Source organism: Terriglobus roseus (assembly GCF_900102185.1).
GTDB classification, from domain to species: Bacteria; Acidobacteriota; Terriglobia; order Terriglobales; family Acidobacteriaceae; genus Terriglobus; species Terriglobus roseus_A.
In genome coordinates, this window is the sequence record NZ_LT629690.1 from 1,697,551 (window position 1) to 1,724,019 (window position 26,469).

17 protein-coding genes are annotated in these 26,469 nt (G+C 57.9%); 7 read left to right on the forward strand and 10 right to left on the reverse strand.

Annotated elements, in window-relative coordinates:
* Positions 1 to 22 precede the first annotated feature (22 nt).
* The 4 genes from BLT38_RS07280 to ileS are packed head-to-tail and all read right to left on the reverse strand — an operon-like array spanning position 23 to position 7,788.
* Positions 23 to 1,345, reverse strand: a complete 1,323-nt coding sequence (locus BLT38_RS07280) for a tetratricopeptide repeat protein (RefSeq protein ID WP_083344574.1) — start codon at positions 1,343 to 1,345, stop codon at positions 23 to 25.
* Positions 1,342 to 4,308 (reverse strand): excinuclease ABC subunit UvrA, encoded by a 2,967-nt coding sequence (gene uvrA, locus BLT38_RS07285; protein ID WP_231966873.1) that lies wholly within the window; start codon positions 4,306 to 4,308, stop codon positions 1,342 to 1,344. The genes BLT38_RS07280 and uvrA overlap by 4 nt, the downstream gene beginning before the upstream one ends.
* Before the next feature lie 55 nt (positions 4,309 to 4,363).
* The gene (gene lspA, locus BLT38_RS07290; RefSeq protein ID WP_083344576.1) at positions 4,364 to 4,918 is read right to left on the reverse strand and encodes a signal peptidase II; all 555 of its coding nucleotides are present in this window, start codon (positions 4,916 to 4,918) and stop codon (positions 4,364 to 4,366) included.
* Positions 4,919 to 4,923: 5 nt separating this feature from the next.
* A complete protein-coding gene (ileS, locus tag BLT38_RS07295; protein ID WP_083344577.1) occupies positions 4,924 to 7,788 on the reverse strand; it encodes an isoleucine--tRNA ligase in 2,865 nt (954 codons plus the stop codon).
* A 400-nt stretch (positions 7,789 to 8,188) separates the two neighbouring features.
* Between ileS and BLT38_RS07300 the strand changes: the two genes are divergently transcribed.
* Positions 8,189 to 9,163 carry an energy transducer TonB gene (locus BLT38_RS07300; protein ID WP_083344578.1) on the forward strand — a complete coding sequence of 325 codons (975 nt, stop codon included), beginning with the start codon at positions 8,189 to 8,191 and terminating at the stop codon, positions 9,161 to 9,163.
* A gap of 68 nt (positions 9,164 to 9,231) precedes the next feature.
* On the opposite strand, the gene BLT38_RS07305 is transcribed toward BLT38_RS07300, so the two are convergent.
* From BLT38_RS07305 to BLT38_RS07315, 3 genes are read right to left on the reverse strand one after another with little or no spacing between them, the layout of a single operon-like run.
* A complete protein-coding gene (locus BLT38_RS07305; protein ID WP_083344579.1) occupies positions 9,232 to 12,936 on the reverse strand; it encodes a UvrD-helicase domain-containing protein in 3,705 nt (1,234 codons plus the stop codon).
* Positions 12,933 to 15,686 carry a PD-(D/E)XK nuclease family protein gene (locus BLT38_RS07310; RefSeq protein ID WP_083344580.1) on the reverse strand — a complete coding sequence of 918 codons (2,754 nt, stop codon included), beginning with the start codon at positions 15,684 to 15,686 and terminating at the stop codon, positions 12,933 to 12,935. The genes BLT38_RS07305 and BLT38_RS07310 overlap by 4 nt, the downstream gene beginning before the upstream one ends.
* A gap of 7 nt (positions 15,687 to 15,693) precedes the next feature.
* Positions 15,694 to 16,869 carry an MFS transporter gene (locus tag BLT38_RS07315; RefSeq protein WP_083344581.1) on the reverse strand — a complete coding sequence of 392 codons (1,176 nt, stop codon included), beginning with the start codon at positions 16,867 to 16,869 and terminating at the stop codon, positions 15,694 to 15,696.
* A gap of 72 nt (positions 16,870 to 16,941) precedes the next feature.
* Here BLT38_RS07315 and BLT38_RS07320 point away from each other — a divergent pair, with 72 nt between their 5' ends.
* Both BLT38_RS07320 and BLT38_RS07325 read left to right on the forward strand, forming a co-directional pair.
* The gene (locus BLT38_RS07320; protein ID WP_083344582.1) at positions 16,942 to 17,841 is read left to right on the forward strand and encodes an SCO family protein; all 900 of its coding nucleotides are present in this window, start codon (positions 16,942 to 16,944) and stop codon (positions 17,839 to 17,841) included.
* Positions 17,842 to 17,895: 54 nt separating this feature from the next.
* Entirely contained in the window at positions 17,896 to 19,785 is a 1,890-nt protein-coding gene (locus BLT38_RS07325) for an ABC transporter ATP-binding protein (protein ID WP_083344583.1), read from the forward strand.
* 22 nt (positions 19,786 to 19,807) lie between these two features.
* Here BLT38_RS07325 and BLT38_RS07330 read toward each other — a convergent pair whose 3' ends face one another.
* The gene (locus tag BLT38_RS07330) at positions 19,808 to 21,991 is read right to left on the reverse strand and encodes a S9 family peptidase (RefSeq protein ID WP_419865743.1); all 2,184 of its coding nucleotides are present in this window, start codon (positions 21,989 to 21,991) and stop codon (positions 19,808 to 19,810) included.
* A gap of 69 nt (positions 21,992 to 22,060) precedes the next feature.
* On the opposite strand from BLT38_RS07330, the gene BLT38_RS07335 reads away from it, so the two are divergent.
* The 4 genes from BLT38_RS07335 (at position 22,061) to BLT38_RS07350 (ending at position 25,063) form a co-directional block, all read left to right on the forward strand.
* Positions 22,061 to 22,573, forward strand: a complete 513-nt coding sequence (locus tag BLT38_RS07335) for a DUF4142 domain-containing protein (protein WP_083344584.1) — start codon at positions 22,061 to 22,063, stop codon at positions 22,571 to 22,573.
* A 100-nt stretch (positions 22,574 to 22,673) separates the two neighbouring features.
* Complete coding sequence (locus tag BLT38_RS07340; protein ID WP_083344585.1) at positions 22,674 to 23,519, forward strand: TPM domain-containing protein; 846 nt, start codon at positions 22,674 to 22,676, stop codon at positions 23,517 to 23,519.
* A gap of 109 nt (positions 23,520 to 23,628) precedes the next feature.
* Positions 23,629 to 24,252 (forward strand): LemA family protein, encoded by a 624-nt coding sequence (locus tag BLT38_RS07345; protein ID WP_083344586.1) that lies wholly within the window; start codon positions 23,629 to 23,631, stop codon positions 24,250 to 24,252.
* 403 nt (positions 24,253 to 24,655) lie between these two features.
* Positions 24,656 to 25,063, forward strand: coding sequence for a YybH family protein (locus tag BLT38_RS07350; RefSeq protein ID WP_083344587.1), 408 nt, complete (start codon positions 24,656 to 24,658; stop codon positions 25,061 to 25,063).
* 40 nt (positions 25,064 to 25,103) lie between these two features.
* Here the strand turns inward: BLT38_RS07350 and BLT38_RS07355 are convergent, their stop codons facing one another.
* Positions 25,104 to 25,502 carry an arsenate reductase ArsC gene (locus BLT38_RS07355; protein WP_083344588.1) on the reverse strand — a complete coding sequence of 133 codons (399 nt, stop codon included), beginning with the start codon at positions 25,500 to 25,502 and terminating at the stop codon, positions 25,104 to 25,106.
* A 20-nt stretch (positions 25,503 to 25,522) separates the two neighbouring features.
* The gene (gene arsM, locus BLT38_RS07360) at positions 25,523 to 26,401 is read right to left on the reverse strand and encodes an arsenite methyltransferase (RefSeq protein ID WP_083344589.1); all 879 of its coding nucleotides are present in this window, start codon (positions 26,399 to 26,401) and stop codon (positions 25,523 to 25,525) included.
* Positions 26,402 to 26,469: the final 68 nt, after the last annotated feature.

Consider the following 26,469-nt stretch of genomic DNA (forward strand, 5'->3'; position numbering starts at 1 on the left):
AAGCCGGGGCACATACGGAGGCCTACTTGGTCGTTCTTGTCAGGATTTGCAGCCGCTGCTGCGCCTGCCATTCCTGATCCGGATACTTACCACCAGACTGTGACAGAAACTGGCGGTATGCATCTGCCGCCTGCTTCGTGTGATGCAGAGTATCATGCGCCGTTGCCGCCAGAAATGTAAAGGGGGGAGATGAGGGTGCCAACGGTTCCCGGATGGCTAGCGCTTTCAGAACCGTGACGGCGTCCTTGTTCGAGGAGGCTGCGAACGCCAGTTCTCCTGCTGCCTGCGCCAAAGCAGCCTTGGAAGGGAATTTATCCGATTGGGAGACGGCCTTCTGGAGCAGCGGTTCGGCTTCCGGAGAGCGCCGGAGTCGGATCAAGGTGTCCGCTGCCTCCGACATGAGCGTTACATCGTCAGGCGAGGTTTTCAGGAGAGCTGTGTAGATGGGCTCGGCCTTTTCCGGGGCACCTGCGGCGGAGTACGCTCGCGCGAGGAGCATGGCTACGGCTACGTTTTCGGGCTCGTCTGCATGGAGCGATTGCAGTGCGGGCAATGCCGTTTCCGGCTTTCCTTGCAGCAGTTGTTCCGATGCACGTTCGGCCATGAGGGCGTGGTTGCCGGGATGCTGTGCGTGTGCGCTGGTCAACACCTGGTCGGCCTGGGCGAATTTCTTTTGTTGGGTAAGCGCTCGGGCGTAACCCATGGCCACGTCGACGCTGGCGGGATTGAGCGAGAATGCGTGGGAGTAGGCCTGTTCCGCGGCTGCGTCGTCACCCATGGCTTCTGCGATTTCGGCGGCGGTGGCGGCATCGTCTGGTGTTTCAGGTGTGTACTTCAGGGCCGAGAGCAGATCGTTGCGCGCCATGGTTGGGTTCGATTTGAGATCGATTTCCGCGAGGGCTCGCCAGGCGCGTGCCAGCAGGTCCTTTTCTGCGCTTTCGATCTTTGTTGCGGAACGTAGTTGATCTTCGGCCTTTGCCGTTTCGCCCATGCGTGCGTAGAGCAAACCCAACGATACGTGTGCACCTGCGTCGTCGTTCTTCAGTGCGATGGATTTAGCGTAGGCCGCGGCGGCTTCTGCGTCGTGGTTGAGAGCATCTTGCGCGAATCCCAGGTCATAGAAGACGCGGGCGTTGGCCTGCGACTCGGTTGCCAGCGGCGTTAGCAATGTGACTGCGTCGGCGTACTTGGCGTTGGCGATGGCGTCTTCTGCCTTGGCAAGCGTTGCCTGCGAAGCGGAGGGCGCAGCTTGCTCTTGCGGCACTGCGGATGTGGTGCCGGGAGGCATTTCCATTTGCGCTGCTACGGGAAGGGAGAGCAGCAAGGCTGCCGCGAGAATCTTCATGCTACTGCGCCTTCCAATACGGGTTTCAGGAAGCGTCCGGTGTAGGACTCGGGGACACGCGCGATCTCTTCCGGTGTGCCGACTGCTACAACCTGGCCTCCGGCGGAGCCGCCTTCCGGGCCCATGTCGATGATCCAGTCGGCGCTCTTGATGATGTCCATGTTGTGCTCGATGACGAGCAGCGAGCCGCCACCGTCGATCAGCTTGCGGAAGGCTTGCAGCAGTGTTGCTACGTCAGCGAAATGCAGGCCGGTTGTTGGTTCGTCGAGGATGTAGAGTACTCGGCTTGCGGCCTTCTTCGTTTCACCACGTGGTGAGGTGGAACGGATGTTCGCGAGGTGAGAGGCGAGCTTTACACGCTGCGCTTCACCGCCGGAGAGTGTTGTTGCCGACTGTCCGAGACGGACGTAGCCGAGGCCCACTTCTTCGAGGACCTGCAAGCGATCCACGATCTTCGGATTGCCCGCGAAGTAGTGAACTGCGTCACGCACGGTCATGTTCAGCACGTCGTGGATGTTGCGGTTTTTGTACTTGATATCGAGGATGCCGGGCTTGTAACGGGTGCCGTTGCATTCTTCGCAGGGGAGTTCGACGTCGGCGAGGAACTGCATTTCGACGGTGACGGTGCCGTCGCCTTCGCAGGTATCGCAGCGGCCTCCGGGGACGTTGAAGCTGAATGATCCTGCGGTGTAGCCCTTGCGACGTGCATCCGGTTGCGACGCGAATAGTTCGCGGATGGCGTCGAAGGCCTTGATGTAAGTGACAGGGTTGGAGCGCGGTGTGCGGCCGATGGGCGATTGGTCTACGAGGACGACTTCGCGGATGAAGTGTGTTCCTGTGATCTCGCGATAGAGCTGCTGGACGTCGCTGCTTACGCCTTCTACGCCGAGGGAAAATTCAAGCGCGCGATGGAGCACCTGGTGGACGATGGTGCTCTTACCGGAGCCGCTGACGCCGGTGACGACAGTTAACATTCCTAACGGAATTTCGATGTCGACACCGCGCAGGTTGTGAATGCGTGCGCCCTTGAGCTTGAGCATCTCGCGTGTGGGTTCGCGGCGCTCGGCGGGGACGGGGATGCGGGAGCGGCCGGAGAGATACTTGCCGGTGATGGAGTGGTCGTCTTTGCGAATTTCTGCGACGGTTCCGGTTGCGAGTAGTTGACCGCCGAGTTCGCCTGCGCCGGGGCCTAGATCGATGAGCCGGTCGGCGCTGGTGATGACGTCGGGATCGTGCTCTACGACGAGGATGGTGTTGCCGAGGTCGCGGAGTTCGTGAAGGATCTTAACCAATTTGGCGGTGTCGCGCGAGTGCAGGCCGATGGAGGGTTCGTCGAGCACGTAGAGAGCGCCGACGAGGCGTGAGCCTAGTGACGTTGCGAGTTGGATGCGCTGCGATTCGCCACCGCTTAGCGTGGAGGAGAGGCGGTCGAGCGTGAGGTACTCAAGGCCTACCTGTTCGAGGAAGCTGATGCGTTGGCGAACTTCTTCGAGGATCTTTCCGGCGATTTCGGTTTGTGCTGGTGACAGCTTTAGTCCGTCGAAGAAGGCTCGGGCTGCACTGATAGTTAGACCTGCGGCTTCGCAGATGTTCTTTTCGTTCAGCAGAACTGCGCGTGCTTCTGCACGCAGGCGTTGGCCACGGCAGTCGGGGCATGGGGCGTAGCCGCGGTACTTGGATAGAAAGACGCGGACGTGCAGCTTGTACTTCTTCGTATCGAGCAAGCGGAAGAAGCCTCGGATGCCGGGGAAGCCGGTGCCGCCATCCCAGATGGCGTTTTGCTGCGCTGGTGTCAGGTCGTACCAGGGTGTTTTCAGCGGGATGTTGTTGGCCTGCGCGAAGCGCTTCATCACGCCGTGGTATTCGCGGTACTTTGGCTTCGTCCACGGATCGATTGCGCCTTCATCCAGCGTCTTTGACTTGTCGGGGATGATGAGGTCGGGATCGAAGTCGATGGTGTTGCCGAAGCCCTGGCAGCGCGGGCATGCGCCGTATGGGTTGTTGAAGCTGAAGAGACGCGGCTCCGGGTCGCGATAGGCGCGATGGCAGTTCACGCACTCGAATGCGGCAGAGAAGCGGAGGCGCTTTGGTTCGCTTTCATCGCGAGGTGCAGTGAGGAAGACAATCTCACCGCTTTCGCGATAGCCGGTTTCAATGGCGTCGACGATGCGCGAACGTACGTCCGCGCTCACGCTGAGGCGGTCGGCGAGGACGTAAATTGGCTCGCTGAAGTTGAGTTCGAGCAGTGATTCCGGGGTGGAGAACTCTACGATGTTGCCGTTTTGGAAGAGGCGATTGAAGCCCCGGCGGCGCAGTTCCACGAGCCGTTCTTTTAACGGTTCAGAAGGATCGACGATCGTCTGCTCTGCGGCCTTTGTTTTCTTGGTTGCTACCTTCTTTGGTTTCGGCTTTGGAGCTTCTTCCTCGACAGGGAGTGCGAACTCCTGCATGGGCTCCAACACGACTTCGCGCCGGATGATGGGGAACAGCGCGTAGAGACGTGCGCCTTCTTCCATTGCAAGCACGGCAGCGGCGATCTCATCGACCGTGTCGCGCTTGACGATGCCGCCGCAGTGAATGCAGGTGACTGTTCCGCAACGCGCGTACAGCAGTCGCATGTAGTCGTAGATTTCTGTTGCGGTGGCTACGGTTGAGCGCGGATTGCGTGTCTGATTTTTCTGCTTGATGGCGATGGCCGGAGCGAGGCCGTCCATGTGTTCGACATCGGGCTTTTCGATGCGCTCCAGAAACTGACGTGCGTATGCAGAGAGTGACTCCACATAGCGGCGCTGTCCTTCGGCGTACACCGTGTCAAACGCAAGCGAACTCTTACCTGAGCCCGACACACCACTCACGACGGTGAGCATGTTGTGCGGGATGTTGACGTCGATGCCCTTGAGATTATGCGTGCGTGCGCCACGGATCACGATGTGATCGTTGGGGGATACTGCTTTTTGTTCCACTGCGACGCTGCCCTCTTGATCAGAGTGAAGCGGAGTGGATGGACCTGTTTTCTTTTCAGGCGCCACGAACTTCTCCTTCAGATGCAGACGACGCTGTTTCTTCCTGCGGCCAGATCATCTCTGCCAGCAGCAGCACGGCGCCTACGCAGATGGCCGAATCTGCAACGTTGAAGTCTGGCCAGTGGTAGGTGCCGATGTGTACTTCGAGGAAGTCCACCACGTAATGCAGCACGGCGCGGTCGTACAGATTGCCGATTGCTCCACCGAGAATCAAGGCGAAGCCAACGCTTGCGGCAGACCACGTCTTGCCATAGCGCCACAGCAGGAACGTGATGCCAAGGGTTACCAGCAGCGAAAACACCACAAGCCCAAGACGCACCGCCATGGGAGAAGCCGAATCCGCGAACATGGAGAACGCCGCGCCGGTGTTCAACACATGCGTGATCCGAAACACCTTCGGGATTACGATGATGCCGGTGCCGCTTTCAATGTGTGTCGCGACAACAATCTTCGTGATGCGGTCCAGCACGATGACGGCGACTGCGATAAGCAGCAGCCACCATCGCGCGTCACGCGATGTCCTGGATTTGGAATGCAGTATCTCGCTCAAGACATTTACTCCTGTGCGTAGGGTTGAAAGGCGATCTTCTCCAGCGCGTCGGCGCAGCGGGCGCACACGGTGGGATAGCGGCCTTCGTCGCCAACGTCATCGGTGTAGCGCCAGCAGCGTTCGCAGCGTGTTCCTTCGGCCTTAACAAAACGAGCCTGCAGCGGCGCGTTATCTACTTCCTTCAGGACAACCTGCGATACGCCGAACAGCTCTGGCAACTGACGCTCATACTTCGACAACGCAGCGGCGATTTCGCCCGCTGGCACCTCGACTTCAATGCGAGCTTCGAGTGCTTTGCCGATCTCCTTTGCCGCGCGTGCAGCTTCCAGGACCTTCAGAGCAGCTTCACGGACGGTGCGGATTTGTGCCATGTCCTTCAACAGTTCAGACGAAGCAGGGGCGAGATCAGAAGCAGAGGGGAACTCTGCGATATGAACGCTCTTGGCGCGACCAGCTACCTCTGGCAGATAGCCCCACACCTCATCCGCGGTGAAGGAGAGGATGGGAGCGATCAAGCGCACGAGGGTTTCGGTGATCTTCCATACCGCAGTCTGCGCGCTCAAACGACGCGTATCCTTCGGAGCCAGCGTGTAGAGGCGGTCCTTCAGTACGTCGAGGTAGAAGGCTGACAGTTCCGAGTTGCCGAACTCGTTCAGTGCATGGAAGACGCGATGGAATTCGAATTCGTCGTATGCCTTGCGAACCTTCTCGACGAGCTCGGATGCGCGCGCCAGCATGTACTGATCAAGCGCCTCCATCTGATCCCATGCCACTTCGTCGGTCGCTGGAACGAAACCGTCGAGGTTGGCGAGAAGGAACCGGAAGGTGTTGCGCAGCTTGCGATAGATCTCTTCCGCAAGGCGCTTCATCAGAGGGACGGATGCGATGACGTCTTCGCGGAAATCGACCGATGCGACCCAAAGACGAACGATGTCGCCGCCGAGTTCGTCCATCACCTTAACGGGATCGACGCCGTTGCCGAGCGACTTCGAAAAGGCACGACGCTGCTCATCCAGTGTCCAACCGGATGTGGCTACGTACTTGTACGGTGCGACGCCGCGGATACCAACGCTGGCAAGCAGCGACGAATGGAACCATCCGCGATGCTGATCACCGCCTTCGGTGTACATGTCAGCGGGGAAGCGAAGTTCCGGTTCGGTTTCGAGCACGGCATGCCACGATGAACCCGATTCGAACCAGACGTCGAGGATGTCCATCTCTTTGCGGAACTCTGTGTTGCCGCACTTGCAAGTTGTTCCTGCGGCCAGGAGTTCTTCGGCGCTGTACTTGTACCAGGCGTCGGCGCTTTCGGCTTCGAACTTCTTCACGATGGACGCGTTGATGGCGGCATCGTTCAACGGCTCATGACATTTTTGGCAGAGGAACACGGCGATGGGCACGCCCCAGATGCGCTGACGGCTGACGCACCAGTCAGGACGCGTGGCGATCATGTTGCTGATGCGTTCCTGGCCCCATGCGGGGTCCCATGTGACCTTGGCGATTTCATCGAGAGCGCTTTGGCGGAAGGTGCGGCCATCGGGCATCTGCGTTTCCATGCCGATGAACCACTGTTCCGTGGCGCGATAGATCACGGGCCGGTGGCAGCGCCAGCAATGCGGGTAGCTGTGATGGGTTTCGCCCTGCGCCATGAGCATGCCGCGATCCTTCAGCAGCTCGATGATGGGCGCGTTTGCCTTGTGGACGTTGAGGTTGTCGTATTCGGGCAGACCGTTGCGGAGGCGTCCTGCTTCATCAACGTCGCACGCCTGACTCAACGCATATTTCTTGCCGGTGGCAAAGTCGTCCGGGCCGTGCGCTGGCGCGGTATGAACGCCGCCGGTGCCTTGTTCGGTGGTGACGTACTCCGCCATGACGCCGAGGATTTCGCGCGGCAGGAAGGGGTGCGCAAAGGTTGCGCGCTCCAACTTTTGGCCATGGAAGCGTGCGAGGATTTCAAACGCAGGCAACTGCGCCGCAGTACTCAGCGACTCAAGCAGATCCATTGCAACGATGTACACGTTGCCTTTGCCCCATGTGGCGTTGTCTTCTGCAATCTGGATGGCCGCGTATTCAAACTCGGGATGGAAGGCGATGGCGAGCGATGCTGGCAGCGTCCACGGAGTGGTGGTCCAGATGAGGCCGAATACATTGAGGTTCGCCAGCGCGGGATCAATCTTCTCCGGAGCGGAGGTCAGCGGATAGCGCACGTAAACGCTGGGCGACGTGTGCATTTCGTACTCGACTTCCGCCTCAGCGAGCGCGGTTTTGTCGTGCATGCACCAGTAGACGGGGCGCAAACCCTTGTAGACGAAGTTCTTCTCGAAGAAGGCGTAGAAGGTTTCCAGGATGCGCGCTTCGTAGCCGAAGCTCATCGTGAGATAAGGATTGTCCCAGCGGCCTAGCACGCCCATGCGGACGAACTGCGACTTCTGCAGATCGACGTACTTCTGCGCATATTCGCGACACTGCTGGCGGACGGTCAACGCGTCCATTTCCAGCTTCTTGCGGCCGAGCTGCTCGTCGACTTTGATTTCGATGGGCAGGCCGTGGCAGTCCCAGCCGGGGACGTAAGGTGCGTCGAAACCGGCCATGGTCTTCGACTTCACAACGAAATCTTTAATGCACTTGTTCAGCGCATGGCCGAGGTGGATGGCGCCATTGGCATACGGCGGGCCGTCATGCAGGATGTATTTTTCGCGGCCTTCGCGGCTCTGGCGGATTTGACCGTACAGGTCGGAGTCGGTCCATCCCTGCAGGCGCGCCGGTTCATTGCCGGGCAGGTTGGCCTTCATGGGGAAGGCGGTTTTGGGCAAGTTCAGCGTATCTTTCAACTGAACGGGCAACTGCTGCGGCGTATTCGCCTGATCCATCCTGTTCCTCGTGGGCCCTGGCTTTGACGCACCAGCACTTACGGCCAGTCGCTCCCGTCACAGCGCCCAAACTTCTATTGTAAGCGGTGTTGTGTCATCGCCGGAACAATGGGAACTTCTGCATTCCACACTTCGTATTTCCGCGTTGTGACTTATGCGGGGTTTCGCGCGTCAAACAGGTACACGACAGTTGGCGCTGTTGTGTGCCCGGACCTGACGCCGGGGTATTCGCTTTTGTACAATGCGGACGGACGCCAAAGACGCCGCACCCTGGCTTGTGTACTCTGAAATCCGGCCACTGATTTTGTGAGCCGGAGGATCAAAACGAATCCGGAGCACCGGCCACAGAAAGTTTTCCGCACGCGGTTGAGGCGTGCCGAGTGATAGAGATCAAGAGGCGATGGCGACAATACTTCAGGAACCGCCCACAGAACATAGCCGCCGTACCGACGCCGGACCGAACCTCGGCGAACCGGAAGAGTTGAAATCTACCAGCCCGTTCACGTCGCTGGTGGACAACATTAAGGACGTCTTCTTTCCGGAGAAGCTTCCGCCGCTTGTTCTTGAATCGCAGCCGATCGCCGTCGATAACCCGATGGACGTCAAGCGCGATCCGAAGTCGACGGCGGTGGCTGTCGTTGTCCACGCGCTTATCTTCCTTCTGATCTGGTACATCGGCAAGAAGGTCATCACTGTTGTGGTGGCCAAGAAGCCGCAGCTTACCCAAGTTTCATTTGACACACCGGCACCCCAGCCTCCGATCAAGGCACCTGCCAAGCAGGCCATGGGTGGTGGTGGCGGTGCTCACGATATTGCTCCGGTGACGCAGGGACGTCTGCCGAAGTTTGAGGCGCACCCGATTGTGCCGCCTTCGAATCCACCGAAGATTGAGCCGAAGCTCACCGTGGATCCTTCCATCAACGTGCAGACGGACCTGCACATGACGAACAACAACATGCCGAACCTGGGCATTCCGAATGCGCCGAATGTTGGCGTGGCATCGCTGGGCAATGGCAGTGGTGGTGGTTTGGGCAGCGGCAACGGCAATGGTCTTGGACCTGGCAGCGGTGGCAATACCGGTGGCGGTGCTTACCGCATTGGTGGCGATGTTTCTGCTCCTGTGCTGATCTACCAGGTGGATCCGGAGTTCAGTGAAGAAGCTCGCAAGGCGAAGTTCCAGGGTGAGGTGCTGGTGCACCTGATTGTGGATGCGCAGGGTCGGCCTACGAACGTGAAGGTGATTCGTCCGGTGGGTATGGGACTGGATGAGAAGGCACGCGAGGCAGTGGCGCAGTACAAGTTCCGTCCGGCTCGTAAGGGCGGTCAGCCTGTGCCGGTGGAACTGAATGTGGCTGTGAACTTCCAGATCTTCTAACGAAGTTCAGAAACGAAATAAGAATGCCCGCTTCCTCTGGATGCGGGCATTTCTTTTGCTTTGAGCGCTTATCCGAAGAGTGAGTATTGGCCGTCTTTATCTGGTTCTGCTTCTGCTGCTTCTGCAATGGGAGCGGGTGTCTCTGTGGTGGTTGTGTAGGGCCACCAGATGAGGCGATCCATCAGCGGGTAGAAGAGAGCGAGATGAATTGGGGTTTCCGGCGGTAGAGTGAGGCGGCGGACTTCGGCGTAGGTGCGGAGTTGCGCTTCGTAGGCGGCGCGTTCTTCTGCAAGATAGGCGTTGCGGGTGGACTCGGTTTCGTTGGGACCGGTGCGGTCGCCGGTTTTGAAGTCGATGATCCAGAAGACGTCGTCGCCGGATTGATTTGGTTCTTGTCCGGCGAAGAAGCTGCGGTCGAGACGGATGCGTGTTTCTGAACCGGCGTCGCCGGTGTGCCATGCCGACTCACCGGAGGCGGCGGTGTGTGGCGTGAGTATCCAGCGACCCTCTGGACTTTGCAGTGTGGCCGTGAGGGCTCGGAGGACTGTGCCTGAGGCTCGTTCCACTACTGAGGGTGGTAGCGAGCCTGCGCGAAGCGTGGCGCGGACGGCGGGTTGCCAGGATTGCACTGTGTGGAGCAGGGAGTGTGCGGCTTCGGCGACGGTTTCGCCGGTAGCGGTTCGTGTTGCGAGTTCGTTGGAGAGGCGGTCTACAAACGCGTGGATGGCGTTGCCGACGGCTCGTGCTCCAAAGGTTCCGGCTGGGCGAGCGAATGGTTGCGGGGCGGGAGTGTCGTCTGCGCTCGCAGGCATTGTCGCGCGGAGACGTTCTACGGCGTGAACGTCCGATGGAAGGCGCTGGATGTTTGGGAGCTGGACTTCACGCGCTGTTTTGGGAGCGGGGAACGGGATGAGTTCTGCTGCCGCTGCGAGGGCGATTGTTTCCGCTTCTGCTTCTTCTGTTTTTTCGGCTTCGGTGACGACGGGGATGACGACGTAGTTCTGCGCGGCTGGCCACGCTGCTTTCAGAAGCGTGCCGGCGCGGTTGATGATTTCGCCCTTTTGAGAGAGCTCTGGCGAGGCGAGGAGATGCAACGAGGTGCGAGCGCGTGTGACGGCTACGTAGAAGAGTCGCTTGATTTCAGCGTAGGTTCGCGCGCGTTTGCGGGTGCGGATGAAGTTCAATAACGCGCCGGGCTCGCCACCTTTGCCGGGGAGGGGCGCCATGAGGACGTCGCCGGAGCCGTCCTCGCCTCGTGTGGGTAGTTCAAGCCATTCCAGTGCGGAGTACGTATCGCGCGTGGGAACGCGGTGAAGGCCGGGGACGATGACGGTGTCCCATTCGAGGCCCTTAGCGCGGTGGATGGTCATGATGTCGATGGCGTCGGGCGCGTTGCCGGAGCGTGCGAAGAGACGGTCGAGGCGTCGGTTGAGGTGAGGCAGAGTGAATGCCTCGCCCTCTGATTCCATGGCGTCGAGAACGCGCAGATAGTCCGCTACGTTTTCGCGTTCGGTGGGTGTTAGATAGAGGTCGCCGCCGAGAGAACGCCATGTGCGTTCCACGCGGTCTGCGAGCGATTCCGTGCCCGTGTGACGGAGCGCTCCGTCGAGAATGTCGAGCGTGCGGATGACGCGTTCTTTTGCTTGTTCCGGAAGAGCTTCTGCGCGTTCACGCAAACGGTGGCGCAATGATTCTTTGCGATGTTCGGGATGATCACCCGCAGCGAGCGTGTGCAGGTGTGCGAGTTCAATGCCGCACCACGGAGCGCGCAGAAGCGCCAGCCATGCGATGCGATCGGCCGGATGGAGCAGGGCACGCGTGATGGCGACGAGATCGAGAACTTCCTGTTGCTCTGCGAGGGGCTTGAGATCGACGGCGCGATAGGGGATGCCTGCTCTTTCAAGCTGCTTCGCAATCTCGATGACGTGATTGCGAGCGCGCGTTAGAACAGCTGCTTTGAAAGGGAATTCTTTGGTATCGCCATCGTCGATGCGACGCTGTTTTTCCTGCTGCCATGCAGCACGCGCGGCCTTCACCACTGCGAGCGTTTCGCGAGCTTCGCGGCGGATGGCGAAGCGGCGGTTGCGGCGATTTTCTGCGAGATCGGAAGAGGTGGGAACGGCCTCGATGGTCCAGTCCATACCTTCGCCGGGTTGTGCGGGATTGGCGGCGGTTGCGTCGTGAAATACGACGTCGCCGTCGGCGGGATGGTCCGAAGGGAAGATGGCGCGGAAGGTTTCATTGAACTGCGAAACGATGTGGCCGCCGGAACGGAAGTTGGTTGTCAGCGGCAGAACTTGAAGAGGGATGTCGCCCAATCTTGCATCGGACATGCACTTTTGGAAGCGGTCCACGCGGGCCTGACGAAAGAGATAGATGCTCTGCTTGGGATCGCCGACGAGGAAGACAGTCTGGCTGCGGCCATCCCATCCTGCGGTGAGTTGTTCCAGAAGGTCGTATTGACCCGAGGAGGTGTCCTGCATTTCGTCGACGAGGAGATGGCGGAGGCGTGTACCGAAGACTTCGAGCAGACCGCTTTCCTGGGTTTGCAGAGCGGCTCGCGCGGAGAGCGCTATCTCTGTGAAGTCGCAGACTTCTTCGCGGGCGAAGAGCAGTTTTAACTCAACGAGAGCGTGTTCGAGGAGACGGAAGAGAGCCTTGGAGACTCGCCATTGATCTTCCGGGTAGGTGGCTTCGGGCGCGAAAGCTCGTACTGCGTCGACGCGGCGGAAGAGTTCGTCGCAGGCGATCTCTTCGAGGATGGTTTTGAGGCGATCCGCATCGTCTTTGAAGAGTTTTGTGCCGATGTGATTGACGCTGAATGCTGCGCGGAAGCCATCTGCTTTAAGCATGAGTCGCGCTAGGGCTTGCCAGTGTTGAAGATCGTCCACGGTGCTGCCGGGCCGATTCTGGCGACCAGCGCAGGGCAGCAGCGGGTTGGGCTCGTCTTTGTAACCGGGCTCAAAGGCGTGACGCTCGGCGATGCGCGCGATCTCGTTGAGAGTGTCGTCGTCAAATCCTTCGCAGGCTTCGGCGAGTGCCGCTTCAATCGTTCTGCGCAGAGACGCGTTCAAGCGTGGCAGCGTGACATTTTCAAGATGTTCTTCTGTGAGGCGTTCGCCGAGAGGGATGAGGCTGCCCCATTGGTCGCGCGTGGCGAGCATGTCAGCGAGGACGCGTTCGCAGAACGGAAGGTCGCCATCGCGATGCAGGAGTACGGTTTCAATTGCCGCATCGAGAACTGGATCACCACCGCCGAAACGCATCATCACGGCGTGTGCGGCTTGCAGATAGAACGGTCGTGGGTCGGTGACAGGGCTGACTGATGACATGCCGCCGGAGGTGATTGGTAGTGCTTGCACGATGAGTGCGCAGAGCGAGTCGATGGTGCGGATGTTGAGAAGATGCGGGCGGTCGAGGATGCGCCAGCCACGTTCGCGGTCGCGCTGCAACGCGGCTTCGGCCAGTTGATGGGTGAGTAGCGCGAACTCGTTTGTTGGAGGTTCGGTAGCGATGCTGGCAGAGCGGAGCGCCTTCAGAACGCGCTCGACCATTTCAGCTGTGGCCTTCGTAGTGAAGGTGAGCGCGAGGACTTCGGCGGGGTCGTCTACGGTGCCGAGCAGCTTGAGGAAACGCTGAATCAGCAGCCCCGTTTTGCCTGAGCCTGCGGGTGCTTCCACGATGCATGATGAGGTGATGTCTAACGCGGCTTCGCGTTCTCGTAGATCAGCAATTTGTTGCGAGGGCGCGGCGGTGGGGAATGGGACGATCATGCTGCGCCCTCCTCTTCCGTTTCCTCCAATGTGTCGTCATCAGGTTCGAGACGCGTTACGTCTACTCGGCATAGCAGGCGGCTGGGGCAGCGCTTGCAGGTGGTGAGGTAGTCCTTGGGTTCGACGACGGCCTCGCCGCGTGCGAATTCTTCTGCAAGTGCGGTGAGGTCGCGCTGCCACTCTTCCATGCGTTCCTGAAAGGTGGGTTCGGTGCGTCGACCTTTCGAGGCCTGATCGCCGAGGAGAGCGCGGTCTGCGAGCATCTCTTCGAAGTTCATACCGAACTTGCCGACACGGACGCGTCCGAAGGCGATGCCCTGGACATCGGGGATGCCGCTGGCGATGGCGTACAGCGGGAGCTGAGGTGCGTCGGGGCGGTCGCCAAACCAATCCTTGCGTTCGGCTGCTCCGGTTTTGTAGTCGACGAGTAGCGTGGCTTCGCTGCCGTCCGCGAGCGGAATGCGGTCGATACGGTCTACGCGAAGATTCATGGCAAGCGGTCCGATGTGCGCTTCGTCCACCTCGACTTCCATGCCTTCTACCCAGAATGGTTTGCGAAGGGATTCGAAGTCGAGCCAGTCGGACAGCAGACGATGAAGACGCTTGCGTTGCACTTCAACATAAGCGCTGTCCCATCCGGCGGCTGGGCGCGCGGGTAGCGCCTGTGCGATGCATTCGGCAAGCAACGTGTCGCGTGCTGTGGTGCCATCGTTGTATCGCGTTTTGTTGAGTGCCGATAACTGTTCGTGCGTCTTGCAGTTATCCCAGAAAAGTTGAAGTGCGGTGTGCACCTCGTCGCCCCGCTCGCCGGCAGAGAGACCAGCTTCAATGGTTTCCATTTCGCGAGTTTGCAGACGATGCAGTGCGAAGGCACGGAAGCCGCATTGAGCTTGTTCGGTGAGGATTCCTACGCCACCCGATGCGATGCCAGAGAGGTTGGGTAGTGAGAGAGTGTCAACGTGCTCTTCCAGCAGGATTGAGGTTGAGGCACTGGAGACGGAAGCGTTCTCACGTTGCATGCCAGGAAGGGAAGAGATCAGCGGCGATGGGCGAGACTCTCCCTCGGAACGCGCGGCGGCGTAACTAAAACATGCTCCGGCGGCGCTGTTGAGGCAGCGCAGGGTGATCTGCCGAGCGGAGTCTTCGTCGACGAGAGCGTCTGATCCGGGCATGTTCCATGTGCGCTGAAAGCGCGCTGGGAGCAGTGGGCTGGCTGAGATGCGTTGCGGCCAGGTCTGTTCGTCGGCGTGAAGAAACCAGAGGAAGTTGCTGGTGCTGCCCGCGGCTTCGGTGGGTGTCATCACCTGGATGGGAGCGCTGGTGTTTTCGGGGGCAAAGACTGTTTCGTTGAGCGTTGCGGTAAGCGTATCCAGCCATTCTGCGAAGGTGATGTGGCCGCCGAGGAGGTCGAGTGTAGCGACGCGATCGAGTGTTTCGTTCCAGCGCTGTTGTGCCTGGAATTCTGCGCTGTTTAGATCGGCTCCGGGCCATTCCGCGGTCTGCAGCAGCTTGCGAGCGCCGTCGGAGAAGCTGGCAAAGCTGTGTGTGGCCTGTGTCCATTGGGCTGCTGCTTTTGCGAGCTCTTCGAGGTGGTTGGACGTGAAGGGATCTTCCTTGTGCAGAAGGCGCTGCGCTTCACGAAGGGTGATCGTGCCGCTGAGGCCGGTGGCGCTGCGAAATTTGCGTGTGTTGCGCAGTGTCCAGGCTTCCAGTTCTGCTCCGCGTTCAGGGGATGGAGCTAGCGAGAAGAACGGGCTTCGGAGAATTGCTCCTGCATCTTCGACAGAGACAGCGGAGGCGCACCAGCGCAGCAAAAGGAGAGCGTCCGCGACCATGGGAAGTTGAGGCAGCGGTCGTCCCGTGGAGAACTCGTAGGGAGAGTTGCTGTGGGGCTGCGTGACATCTTCCAACCAGGGGGCAACGGTGGCGCGGAGAGCCCGTTCCAGCACTGGTCGGCATTCCTGCAGATCGGGCACGACGATGGCGATGCGCGCGGTGGGAGTGGTGGTTAGCGTGGCGCTTGCCCATTGGCAACACGCTTCGATTTCTGCGTGGAGGTCATTACAGCGAACGAGCGTTGGAGGTGTTTGCTGCGGCATGTGCGCGGGAAGATGCTCGATGGCTGCGCCTGCATGCTCCAGCGCGTTCAGCAGAGCTTGCTGCGATGGCAGCAGCGCGTCGAAACCGTAAAGGATGTATTCCTTCTCCGGCGTGAGGACGTTGCGACGGAAGAGGCTGCTGAGTTCTACGTCCAGATGCGAGGTGGGCAACAGTTGTTCACTTTGGCAGGCGCTTAGAAAGTCGCGATACCAGCCGTGGAAGGCTGCTGCATCAGAGAGTGTGTTCGAGGGTGTGCGGGCGAAACTGTCTTCAAGGTCATATGCGCCGAGAAGTCGAAGAGCCCGACTGCATTGCCGAGCAACGGAGCGTGCGGACTGGAGGCCAAGATCGCCGGAAGCTTCCAGTATTCGCATCCATAAGGATTGTTCTTGCAGGCTGTTCAGCAGTACGGCTTGGACGTGGCCGTGGAGAATGGCTTCGTTCCAAAGGGATGAGGTCCAGCCGCTCCATGAAAAGACGCGCGCTGGTTGCCATGCGCTTAATCCCTCTGCGCGGCGTTGGGCGTCGTAGAGCCGCGTCAGGGTACGTGCCGACCGTACGTTTGGTGTGAGGAGTGTCGCGCCACGCAGCATGGCCGCCATCAGGTCGCCGAGGCGGTTTGGTAGCAGATTCGCTGCGGCGACTGACATTCTCCTTTTATACGCTTTTCGCGTGTGTGGAAGAGCGGGTAAAAACCGCCAGAAGGATCAACAGGAGCAGTCCCGTGATCGGTATCGCGAGGGCTGTGCGCAGCGAACCAGTACTGCGAGAAACTACTCCGAGAAGCAGAGGCAGAATAGCTGCGCCGATTCCGGAGAGGGCGATGATGATGCCGGTTTCACGAGCCGATGCTCCACGACCGAGCATTGTCGAGAGAACCAACGGAAACCATGGTGCGAGCGAGAGTCCGAGCAATGCGGACAACAGCGTGATCGACATTGCTCCACTGGAACGGCTCAGGAGCGCAACGATTGCAGTGGCTGAGCTCAACGTAGCGATGAGGAATACGCGTTCGCGAAGAAACTTCAGCAATAGCGGCGCGAGTGCGCGTCCGCCGGTGATGCCAATCCAGAGTGCCGTTGCGCCTAATGTGCTGATGCGTAGAGTGGCGTTGCCGTAGCGGGTCCCGAAGGTGGTGATCCATCCGCTGAGGCATGTCTCGACGCCGCCGTAGAGAAGAAGCATTGCGGCAAAGGAGAGGAATGCGGTGCGGGGTAGTTGGCTTTTGGTTTGCTGCGTCTGTTCTTGCTCTTGCGAAAGGCCGCCACGAACAGACCATGCAGCCCATGAAAGGACGATGACGAACAGCACTGTGACAGCGCCAAGAACAACCGGTAGCGATATGGACGATAAGATGCTTCCGAGAAGGAAAGGCGCGGTGACTGCACCGAGGCTCCAGGTGAAGTTGATAAGTGCCAGCGCGGAGCTTCGCTGTTCTTGGAAACGCTGTGCTGCCAAAAGGTTTACCGATGTGAGCATTTGGCCCACACCGAAACCGAGGGGGACGAGTGCTGCCGCATCCCAGAGAACGCCTGCATGCAGCCCGGAGCATAGCGCCAGGAATAGGAAGCCAGCGGTTGCGGCGGCTAGTCCCCGAACGAGACAGTAGTACAGGCGATGCGACGTGGTGATGCCACCGAAGAATGCGCCGATAAATTGTGCCGTGAAAAAGAGGCCGCTGCCGGAGTCGGTGGCGTGGGCGCTGGCTGCGAGCGCCGGAAGGACAGGGCCAAGGAAGACGGTGCCGAATCCTGAGAACAGCATGGCCGCGTGAAAAAGTGAAAGAGACGGCTCCGGCGTGCGCTCGGCTGGCGCAGCCTGTAATGCGGGCATGGTTCCTCCTGGCTGGCCGTCGCCCTTTGGCGCTCGACTGCCTGTTACCTTTCGCAACGTATCATGGATAGTATGAAGTGGTTTTTCCGGAATGCTGTTTTTGCCGTTGTTCTGATTGCGGTTGCAGGGCTGGCGGGCTGCGGTAAGTCGACGGAGCGGCTGGGTAGCGCGACGCAGACCTTCACCATTAAAGGCACTGTGCTGGCTGTGGATCAGGAAAAGGGAGAACTCACGCTGCAGCATGACGCTGTTCCTGGCTTCATGGAAGCCATGACCATGCCGTACAAGTTGGAGCGACCTGAGATGGCGAAGGAGTTTCATCCCGGCGACATTATTCGCGCGCGTTTGTTGGTGGATAAAGATTCCGACGGCATTTATCACCATCCACGGCTGAATGAGATTGCCATTCTGGCGCAGAAGCATCTTGATGTGACGCCGACGGCGAACTATCACGTTCCCACGAAGGGTGATGCGATCCCTGATTTTGAGATGACAGATCAGGATGGAAAGCCATTCCGCTTTGCTTCGTTGAAGGGCAAAGCAGTTTTGTTGACGTTCATCTACACGCGTTGTCCCATTGGGGATTACTGCCCGAAGATGAGCCGCAACTTTCAGGCGATTCGCGGCATGATGCAGAACGATGCCGCCGTGCGCGACCATGCGGATTTTGTTTCTGCATCGTTTGATCCTGCGTTTGATACGGCAAGTGTGTTGCGTGCCTATGGAAAGAACTACGTGGGCAGCAATGATTTTTCGCACTGGCAGTTTGTTCGCCCGAAGGATGACAAGACTCTGAAGGCGATGGAGCAATTCTTCAACCTGGGCGCCACACCGGAAAGCAACGGCAGCCTGACGCATTCATTATCGACAGTTTTGATTGATCGTGACGGGCATATCTCAGAGTGGTTTCCGGGCAACGCGTGGAGCCCTGCGGATGTCTACGCAAAGATGAAAGCACTTACCGCGAAGTAACGCGCGGCTGTTTCAACGATCGCAAAGACGCCCATTAGGGAGGGGCACAGACACATGGGTTCTATGGGATCGATGGGTGGTGGAAGACATCTTCATAATGCGGAACGCACTGCGCGGAATCCTTCACGTGCTATTTCTGCGGAGATGACGCGCAAGAAGAAATTACCTCCTATGAAGCGTGTATTGCCGGAGGTGATGAAGCTGGTGAAGCCGCGGCTTCCGCTGCTGATCTTCAGCTTTTTTGTTCTCATCATCAATCGCGTATGCGGGTTGGTGCTGCCTGCGTCGACCCGGTTTCTGATTGACAACGTGATGCGGCAACATGAGATGTCGCTGTTGCCAAAGATTGTTGCAGCCGTTGCAAGCGCGACGATTCTGCAGGGCATTACGACCTATGCGTTGACACAGACGCTATCCAAGGAAGGACAAAAGCTGATCGCAGAGATGCGTGTGAGAGTTCAGGCGCACATCGGCAGACTTCCGGTGAAGTACTACGACGAGAATCGTTCGGGCACGCTGGTTGCGCGCATCATGACGGATGTGGAAGGCGTGCGCAACATCATTGGCACCGGCCTTGTGGACTTTGTGGGTGCGCTGCTAACGGCGGGGCTTTCCTTCATCTATCTGATGCGACTCTCCACTGGCATGACGCTATTGAGCTTTGCCATCTTGGGCATGTTCGGATTGGTGATCTTCCGCGCGTTCAAGGTGATTCGTCCCATCTTCCGTGAACGCGGTGCCATTAACGCTGAGGTCACGGGAAGGCTTACGGAATCGCTTGGCGGTGTACGCGTGGTGAAGGGGTATCACGCAGAGGCAGCAGAGGCGAAGGTGTTTGCTGCGGGTGCAGAACGTCTGCTGAAGAACGTGATCAGTTCGCTGACGGCGCAATCGGTGATGGCGCTTACATCGCAGGTGATGATGGGTGTTGTTGGTGCGCTGATTATGTATCTTGGCGCGCGTCAGGTGGCATCAGGACATCTCACGACTGGCGGCTATGTCACTTACACCATGTTCCTGACGTTCATGGTGGCTCCGCTCATGAGCATGGTCAACATTGGCACGCAGATCACAGAGGCGCTGGCTGGTCTTGATCGTACTGCGGAGATCATGAATGAGCACGACGAAGATGCAGCGCCGCGCAGGTCAACAGAACTTGGCCCTATTACCGGCGACGTGATCTTTCAGGATGTTCACTTTGAATATGAGCCGGGCAAGGAAGTGTTGCATGGCATCACCTTTGAAGCAGAGCCTGGTTCTGTGACTGCGCTGGTGGGATCGTCTGGCTCTGGTAAATCGACCATCATCTCGCTGGTGTGTGCTTTCCATGATGCGACGACCGGACAGGTGCTGGTGGATGGGGTGGATCTGTCGACGGTGCGCCTGGATAGTTTCCGTTCGCAGTTAGGCGTGGTGTTGCAGGAGACTTTCCTGTTCGATGGAACGATTCGCGACAACGTGAAGTTTTCACGGCCCGATGCAACGGAGGAACAGTTTCTGGAGGCTTGCCGCATCGCACGTGTCGATGAGTTTGCGGAGAACTTCGCTGAAGGATACGAAACGATTGTTGGTGAGCGCGGTGTGAAGCTATCCGGCGGTCAGCGGCAGCGTCTTTCGATTGCCCGCGCGATCCTTGCCGATCCTCGTATTCTCATTCTGGATGAAGCGACAAGTTCACTGGATTCCGAGAGCGAAGCGATGATTCAACAGGGCCTGAATCACCTGATGCAGGGCCGTACGACCTTTGTTATCGCACATCGTTTGAGCACGATTCGCAATGCGAACCAGATTCTTGTGATTGAAGCGGGAAGAATTGTCGAGCGCGGCACACATGCAGAGCTGTATGTGCTGCATGGTCGCTATCGCGAGTTATATGACCGCCAGCATGGTCTGGAGCAGAATCTGTTTCTTGCGCCCGGTGAAGAGCCTGTGCCGGTGGAGTAACCAGCACAGGCATTTCACGTCGTTAGTCGATGGCGAGTTCGCGCAGGATGAATGCGTAATCCATTGCGATTTCTTTCAGGTAGTCGTAGCGACCGGAAGCTCCGCCGTGACCTGCGTCCATGTTGATGTGAAGTAGCAGCGGGGCATCGTTGTTTGTTTTCAACGTGCGCAGCTTCGCCGTGAACTTCGCGGGTTCCCAGTACATCACTTGCGAATCGTTCAGGCTGGTCTTGATCAGTGTTGCGGGATATGCGCCTGCAGACAGATTGTCGTATGGCGAATAGCTGCGCATGTAAGCGAAAGCATCGGGCTCATTTGGATTGCCCCATTCCTCGTATTCGCCAACAGTAAGCGGAAGCGATGCATCGAGCATCGTGTTCATCACGTCGACGAAGGGCACATGAGATAACACGATGCGGAAGAGATCAGGCCGCAGGTTGGCAACGGCGCCCATCAACAGACCACCTGCGCTGCCGCCTTCAATGATGACTTTGTCGTTTGCGCCGTAGCCTTCGGCGACGAGATGTTCCGTGCAGACGATGAAGTCGGTGAAGGTGTTGCGCTTGTGCATCATCTTGCCAGCGTCGTGCCATGTGTCGCCCAGGTCGCCGCCACCGCGGATGTGTGCGTATGCCATCACAATGCCGCGATCCAACAGCGAAAGACGGCTTGATCCGAAGCCTACTGGAAGTGCGTATCCGTACGAACCGTAGCCATAGACGTAAAGAGGATTGGTGCCGTCTTTGTGGAATGTGTCGCGGCGATAGACGAGCGAAACGGGGACTCTTACACCATCAGTCGCGATGGCCCAGATGCGTTCCGCGGCGTAGCGTGTACGGTCGAATCCGCCTGGAACTTCCTGCTGTTTCAGCAACGTGCTTTCGTTGGTGTTGACGTTGTACTCGTAGACCGATGCGGGTGTGACAAGCGAGGTGTAGCTGTAACGGAAGCTGTCGGTGTCGAAGATGCGATTTACGCTGAGGCCAGCGGAGTACGTGGGTTCAGGGAAGGCGACGGTGACCGGATCAGCAGCTAGCTTTTCGCCGTTATACCGAAAGACACGCATTCTATCGAGGCCGAGAACTGTTTCCGATGCGATTGCGAAGTTTTGGAAGACGTCGAAATCTTCGAGCGGAACTTCCTTGTCTTCCGGTAGCAGTTCTTTCCAGTGTTCGCGTGATGGTGTGGTGACTGGCGTTACGACAATGCGGAAGTTCTTTCCGGTGTCGTTGGTGCGGATGTAGAAGAAGCCATCGCGATGATCGGGATAGTATTCCTGATCGTTGATGCGTGGTGCGATCAGCGTAAATTCTGCCGTAGGTTGCGATGCATCTGCGAAACGGTATTCGCTGGTAGTGTGCGAACCGGATTCAAGGAAGAGATACTTGCGGTCGCGTGTACGTCCAACGCCGACGTTGAAGCGTTCGTCTTCTTCATGAAAGATCTGAACATCGCTTGATTGCGGTTCGCCGAGCGTGTGACGGAAGACACGATCCTGACGTTTGGTTTGGTCATCTTCCGTGCTGTAGAAGAGAGTTGTTGAATCGGCAGCCCACGCAATGGAACCTACACGCGTGGCGGTATCGGTTAGGTCGGCGCCGGTGCTGAGGTCGCGGATGTGTAGTGTGTACTGACGGAAACCAGTGTTGTCTGTGGTGTAAGCCAGTAAGGTGCCTGAGGGGCTAATACCCAATGCGCCAAGCGACATGAACGGCTGGCCTTCGGCTAACTTGTTGACGTCGAGGATGACTTCCTCTGTTGCGTTTGCGTCGTAGCTTTGGTCGGATGCTGAAGCGCGGCGGCAATAGATGGGGTATTGAAGACCCTCGATCGTATGCGAGTAGTAGTAATAACTACCGTCGCGATAGGGAACGGAGGTATCCGTTTCTTTGATGTGCGTGAGCATTTCGTCGTACAGCGTCTTCTGCAGATCCTTCGTGGAAGCCATCACCGCTTCGGTGTAGGCATTCTCGGCTTCGAGATATTCGCGTACTTCCGGCGCATCCTTTTCACGTAGCCAGAAGTAGTCGTCTTCGAGCGTGGTGTTGTGAATATTTGTGGGGTGCGGTTTGCGCGTGGCGACGGGAGGCTTAGCGTCCTGCTTGGCGGCGTTTAGAAGGTTGCTCATCACTTTCAGGATACGCAACGACTGACTGTGGTTTCCATCAAGACACAATGGCGTGGTCTGGCGCGGCAACGGCGCCATCGGGAATTCACTCTATCTCGCGTGAAGACGCGGGAACTGCAAACAAAGCAGACCGCAAGGAGAACGACCATGAACATTCGGACGATCGCACTTTCGGCAGCACTGTTTGCATGTACCGTACCGGCAGCTTTCGGGCAGGCGTTTAGCGATCAAGACAAGAGCTTCCTTAAGGATGCCGCGGAAGCCAATCTGGCTGAGGTCAAAGCGGGCGAACTGACCGTGAAGACGACGAAGAACCCGGACGTCAAGATGTTCGCGCAAAAGATGATCACCGATCATCGTGCGCTGTACAACGGGATGAAACCGGTGGCTGCCAAAGCTGGTGTGACTCTTCCAACATCACCTTCGATTGGCGAGGATGCAACCTATGCCAAGCTGAAGATGCTTACCGGTGAGACATACGACAAGAGTTATGTGAAGTCGATGGTTGAGGATCACCACCAGGATCTGGACAAGATGAAGCAGGAGAATCAGGCGACAAACAATCCTGACATCAAGAAGCTGACGGAACATGCTTCTACTGTGATCGCCGAGCATACGAAGATGATTGATGGCATTGCCGGGAAGATGGGCATTCAGTAAGCCACACTTTTCAAACGACAGAGTGAGGCGGATGCACGCGATGCATCCGCCTTCGTGTTTATGGAACCATTTGCCATGCGGGGGCGTATCATCATTCGTGATGGCTAGACGCATCCTGCGGTACTGGGGCTTTGTCGTTGCGGTTGTGCTGCTCGGGTGGGTCTTCCCCGCAGTGGCGGAGACCGTTAAAGACATGCCGATGCCCACGGCATATGTGAACGACTACGCGGGCGTTCTGAGTGATTCCACCAAATCTGACCTGAACGATCAGTTGCGTGCCCTGGATACACAGGCGCATGCGCAGATGTTTGTTGCGATCATTCACAAGATCGAAGGCGCTTCTTCGCCTGCCGAGTTTGCGAATGAGCTGTTGGCGAAGTGGAAGCCGGGGCAGAAGGGGCAGGACCGGGGGGTGGTACTGGTCGTTGCCGTGGATGACCATAAGTACCAGTTCGAGATTGGGTACGGGCTTGAGGGCATTCTGCCTGACGGCAAGACCGGCGACATTGGCCGCGATATGGTTCCTGACCTGAAGACGGGGAACTATAACGGCGCGTTGCGCACGGCGGTTGGTGAAGTCTCGGATGTGATTGCCAAGGATGCGGGTGTGACTCTGAACACTCCGCAGCCGGTACAGACGTATCGCCGTAAACAGCGCAGTTCTAGTCCGTTTTCCGGCATTCTTATCTTCCTTGCCATTCTTTTCTTCATCTTCCTGGCTTCGCGTGGTGGACGTGGGGGTGGGGGGCGGTATGGTGGTGGCGGTGGCGGCGGAGGGTTCCTTACCGGGATGATCCTGGGCAACCTGCTGGGCGGTGGCCGACGTGGCGGTGGTTGGGGTGGTGATGACTCCGGCTGGGGCGGCGGTGGAGGCGGCGGTGGAGGAGGCTTCAGCGGCGGCGGTGGCGGAAGTTCGGGTGGAGGAGGCGCTGGCGGTAGCTGGTAGCTCCTAGCCGGGGGCATGGTAGATGGTCACTCCTGGCAAAGGGATGGTGTTGGCGACTCGTATGGCAAAGACGCGGTAGCAGGTAGAAGACGCGGAGCTGGTAATTGACATGCCAAAGACATTGGAAGGTAGTACAACAGCAGGAACAAACGGGGGAACGATGAAGAAGGGACTGATTGGCATCATTGTGCTGGTGGTTCTGGTTGTGCTGGTAGGTATGAGCTATATCTCCGCGCGCAACTCCATGGCAGTGAAGAGCAACCAGGTGGATGCGGCGTTCAGCGCTATTGACGTGGATCTACAGCGGCGAGCGGACCTGATCCCGAACCTGGTGGCCAGCGTGAAGGGCTATGCCAAGGTGGAGACGGACGTTCTGACCAAGATTGCAGAGGCTCGCAGCGGCCTGTTGCAGGCTCGTACACCGGATGAGAAGCTGGCGGCGAACGATCGCCTATCGACTGCCATTCTGCCGTTGACGCGGATGCAGGAATCTTATCCGGACCTGAAGAGCAACCAGCAGTTCATGCGGCTGGAAGATGAACTGTCGGGCACAGAGAACCGCATTGCCGTGACGCGCAAGCGCTATAACGACGCGATTCTGGACTACAACAACACCATTGCAGTGTTCCCGAACAGCCTTTGGGCTTCCATTGCAGGGTTCAAGCAGAAGAACGGTTATTACCAGGCTGATCCGGGATCGAAGGCCGCTCCAAAGGTAGATTTCGGTAGCTAGCTTGTTGGGCAATCAGAAGGGAAGGCGAGCTTTCGGGCTCGCTTTTCTTTTCGATTGTTGGGCTGGGTCCCCCCTCCCCCTGTTTTTTCTAAAATCGTCTTTCTATTGGGTTTACGTTTTGGCTGGCGCTAAAATCGTCTGCCCATTGGGGTTAGAGGCAAAATCGTCTTTCTAAAGGGGTTAGGAGAAAAGCAGCGAGTTAGCTCACCAGCAACTTCGTTCGCTATTTCTATTTTAGTGGTTTGGTGGAAATAGAATGCCAACCCTATTTCTTTTGATTTGTTGGGGTTAAGTGGTTTGGGGGCTTGACAGGATTTTCTGGGAGCGAACGCGCTTCCTTTCACTGTGGCCCCCTGCGCGATTGCCGATAGATTTTATTTACTTTTTCTTTGGTGGGAACAACATGCATGAGACGGGCTTGAAAGAAGAGTCGCATGAAGCGGAGATTCGGCGCGCCCGCGAGAATTCCAATCGTGCGATTGCGCGACGGAATCTGGTGGGTGTTGGAGCATCGCTTGGCGAAGACTATGTGGGAGTCATCGGCGATGGGACGTTCGTCTCATCGCGCGCCGAGTATCTCCGGTTGTTTAAAGCAGGCTTCGATCGACCGAAGGAGGGCATGGCCTATGTGCGCACACCTGAGGTCATCCATGTAGCAGACGATCAGGCTTTGGCTGCCGAGCATGGAAGTTGGGTGGCAACTCTGCCTTCTGGTTCCGTTGCGTATACCGGTAGCTATTCTGCGATGTGGCGACGAACAGCGGCTGGCTGGAAGATTCGATCAGAGATGTTTGTCACCCTTCGTGGCTAGCGGCGTTTGCTGGAGAACGGGCTTTGGTCGCTGGAGTTTCCTACGAACCGCTCTCTTGCTGTAATAGGTTTTCGATTCTTTGCTTCACTTCGTTGCGTATCTCGCGTACCTGTTCGATGCGAAGTCCTTTGGGATCGCGTAGTGGCCAGTCGTCACGGCGTAGTCCTGGGACATATGGGCATTTTTCTCCGCACCCCATGGTGATGAGGAGATCGGCGTTGCGAGCGAGTTCTTCGGTGAGTTTTTGCGGTTGCGCGTTGCTTAGGTCAATGCCGACTTCGCGCATTACTTCCAGCACCTCAGGATGAACACGCGTACCGGGTTCTGTTCCTGCCGATATCGCACGCTCTTTGGATGGGTCTGCTAGTGCGTTGAAGAATGCAGCGGCCATCTGTGAGCGACCAGCGTTGTGAACACAAGCGAAAATTACAGTCTTCATGATTTCTGTTCTCTCAGCGGTTAAGTGCGGGGCTTGATGGCGTAGATCTTTACGCTGGCAGCGGCCTGATTTACGTCATAGGTGTCGAGCAGCGCAGACAAGTCATCATGCAGACTGGTGGCCGTTGGTTCAGGTGTGCAGCATGCTTCCTGAACCACGGCAAACGGGTTGGACTCATTCATGGCGGGGGAGCAGCATCCCGCCTGGTTTTCAACTTTCTTGTATGCGTTCAGATCGGAGCCGCTGTCGACGATCTCGACGTACTCGAAGCCTGCTTTCAATAGTTCTTTGCGATACGTCTCGATGCGGATTGCTCCCGCGATGCAACCTACATAGGCGGCGAGGCTTGTCGCGATAGCCTCTGGAAGCTCCTTCTTCAGCGCGATATCGCTCACTGCCAAGCGCCCTCCGGGCTTGAGTATCCGTGCGATTTCACGGAAGACCGCGGGTTTGTCAGGCGCAAGGTTTAGAACGCAGTTGGAGATGACGCAATCGACAGAAGCGTCGGGCAGCGGAATGTTGTCGATATTGGCCAGGTGGAATTCGACGTTGGTGTAATCACCCTTCTCCGCATTCGACCTTGCACGTTCAATCATTGCGGCTGTCATGTCGATGCCGATGGCCTTGCCTGTTGGTCCGACCTGTTTTGAAGCGAGGAACACATCGAGCCCACCGCCGGAGCCTAAATCCACAACCACTTCGCCAGTTCTCAGGTTTGCGGTGGCTGTTGGGTTACCGCAGGAGAGTCCCATGTTGGCTTCCGCGGGGATGGACGTTAGTTCTTCAGCGCTGTATCCGAAAGCTTCTGCAACTGCCTTTACACCCGCGTGATTGCTGGAGAGAGTACTCACCGCCACTGCGCCATACTTTGCTTTTACCGAATCGAGAATCTCTGACATGTGTGCCTTATATATCCGCTAAGGCGAATATATGTATTGCGAACATATTCGTCAATGCGTATATATAT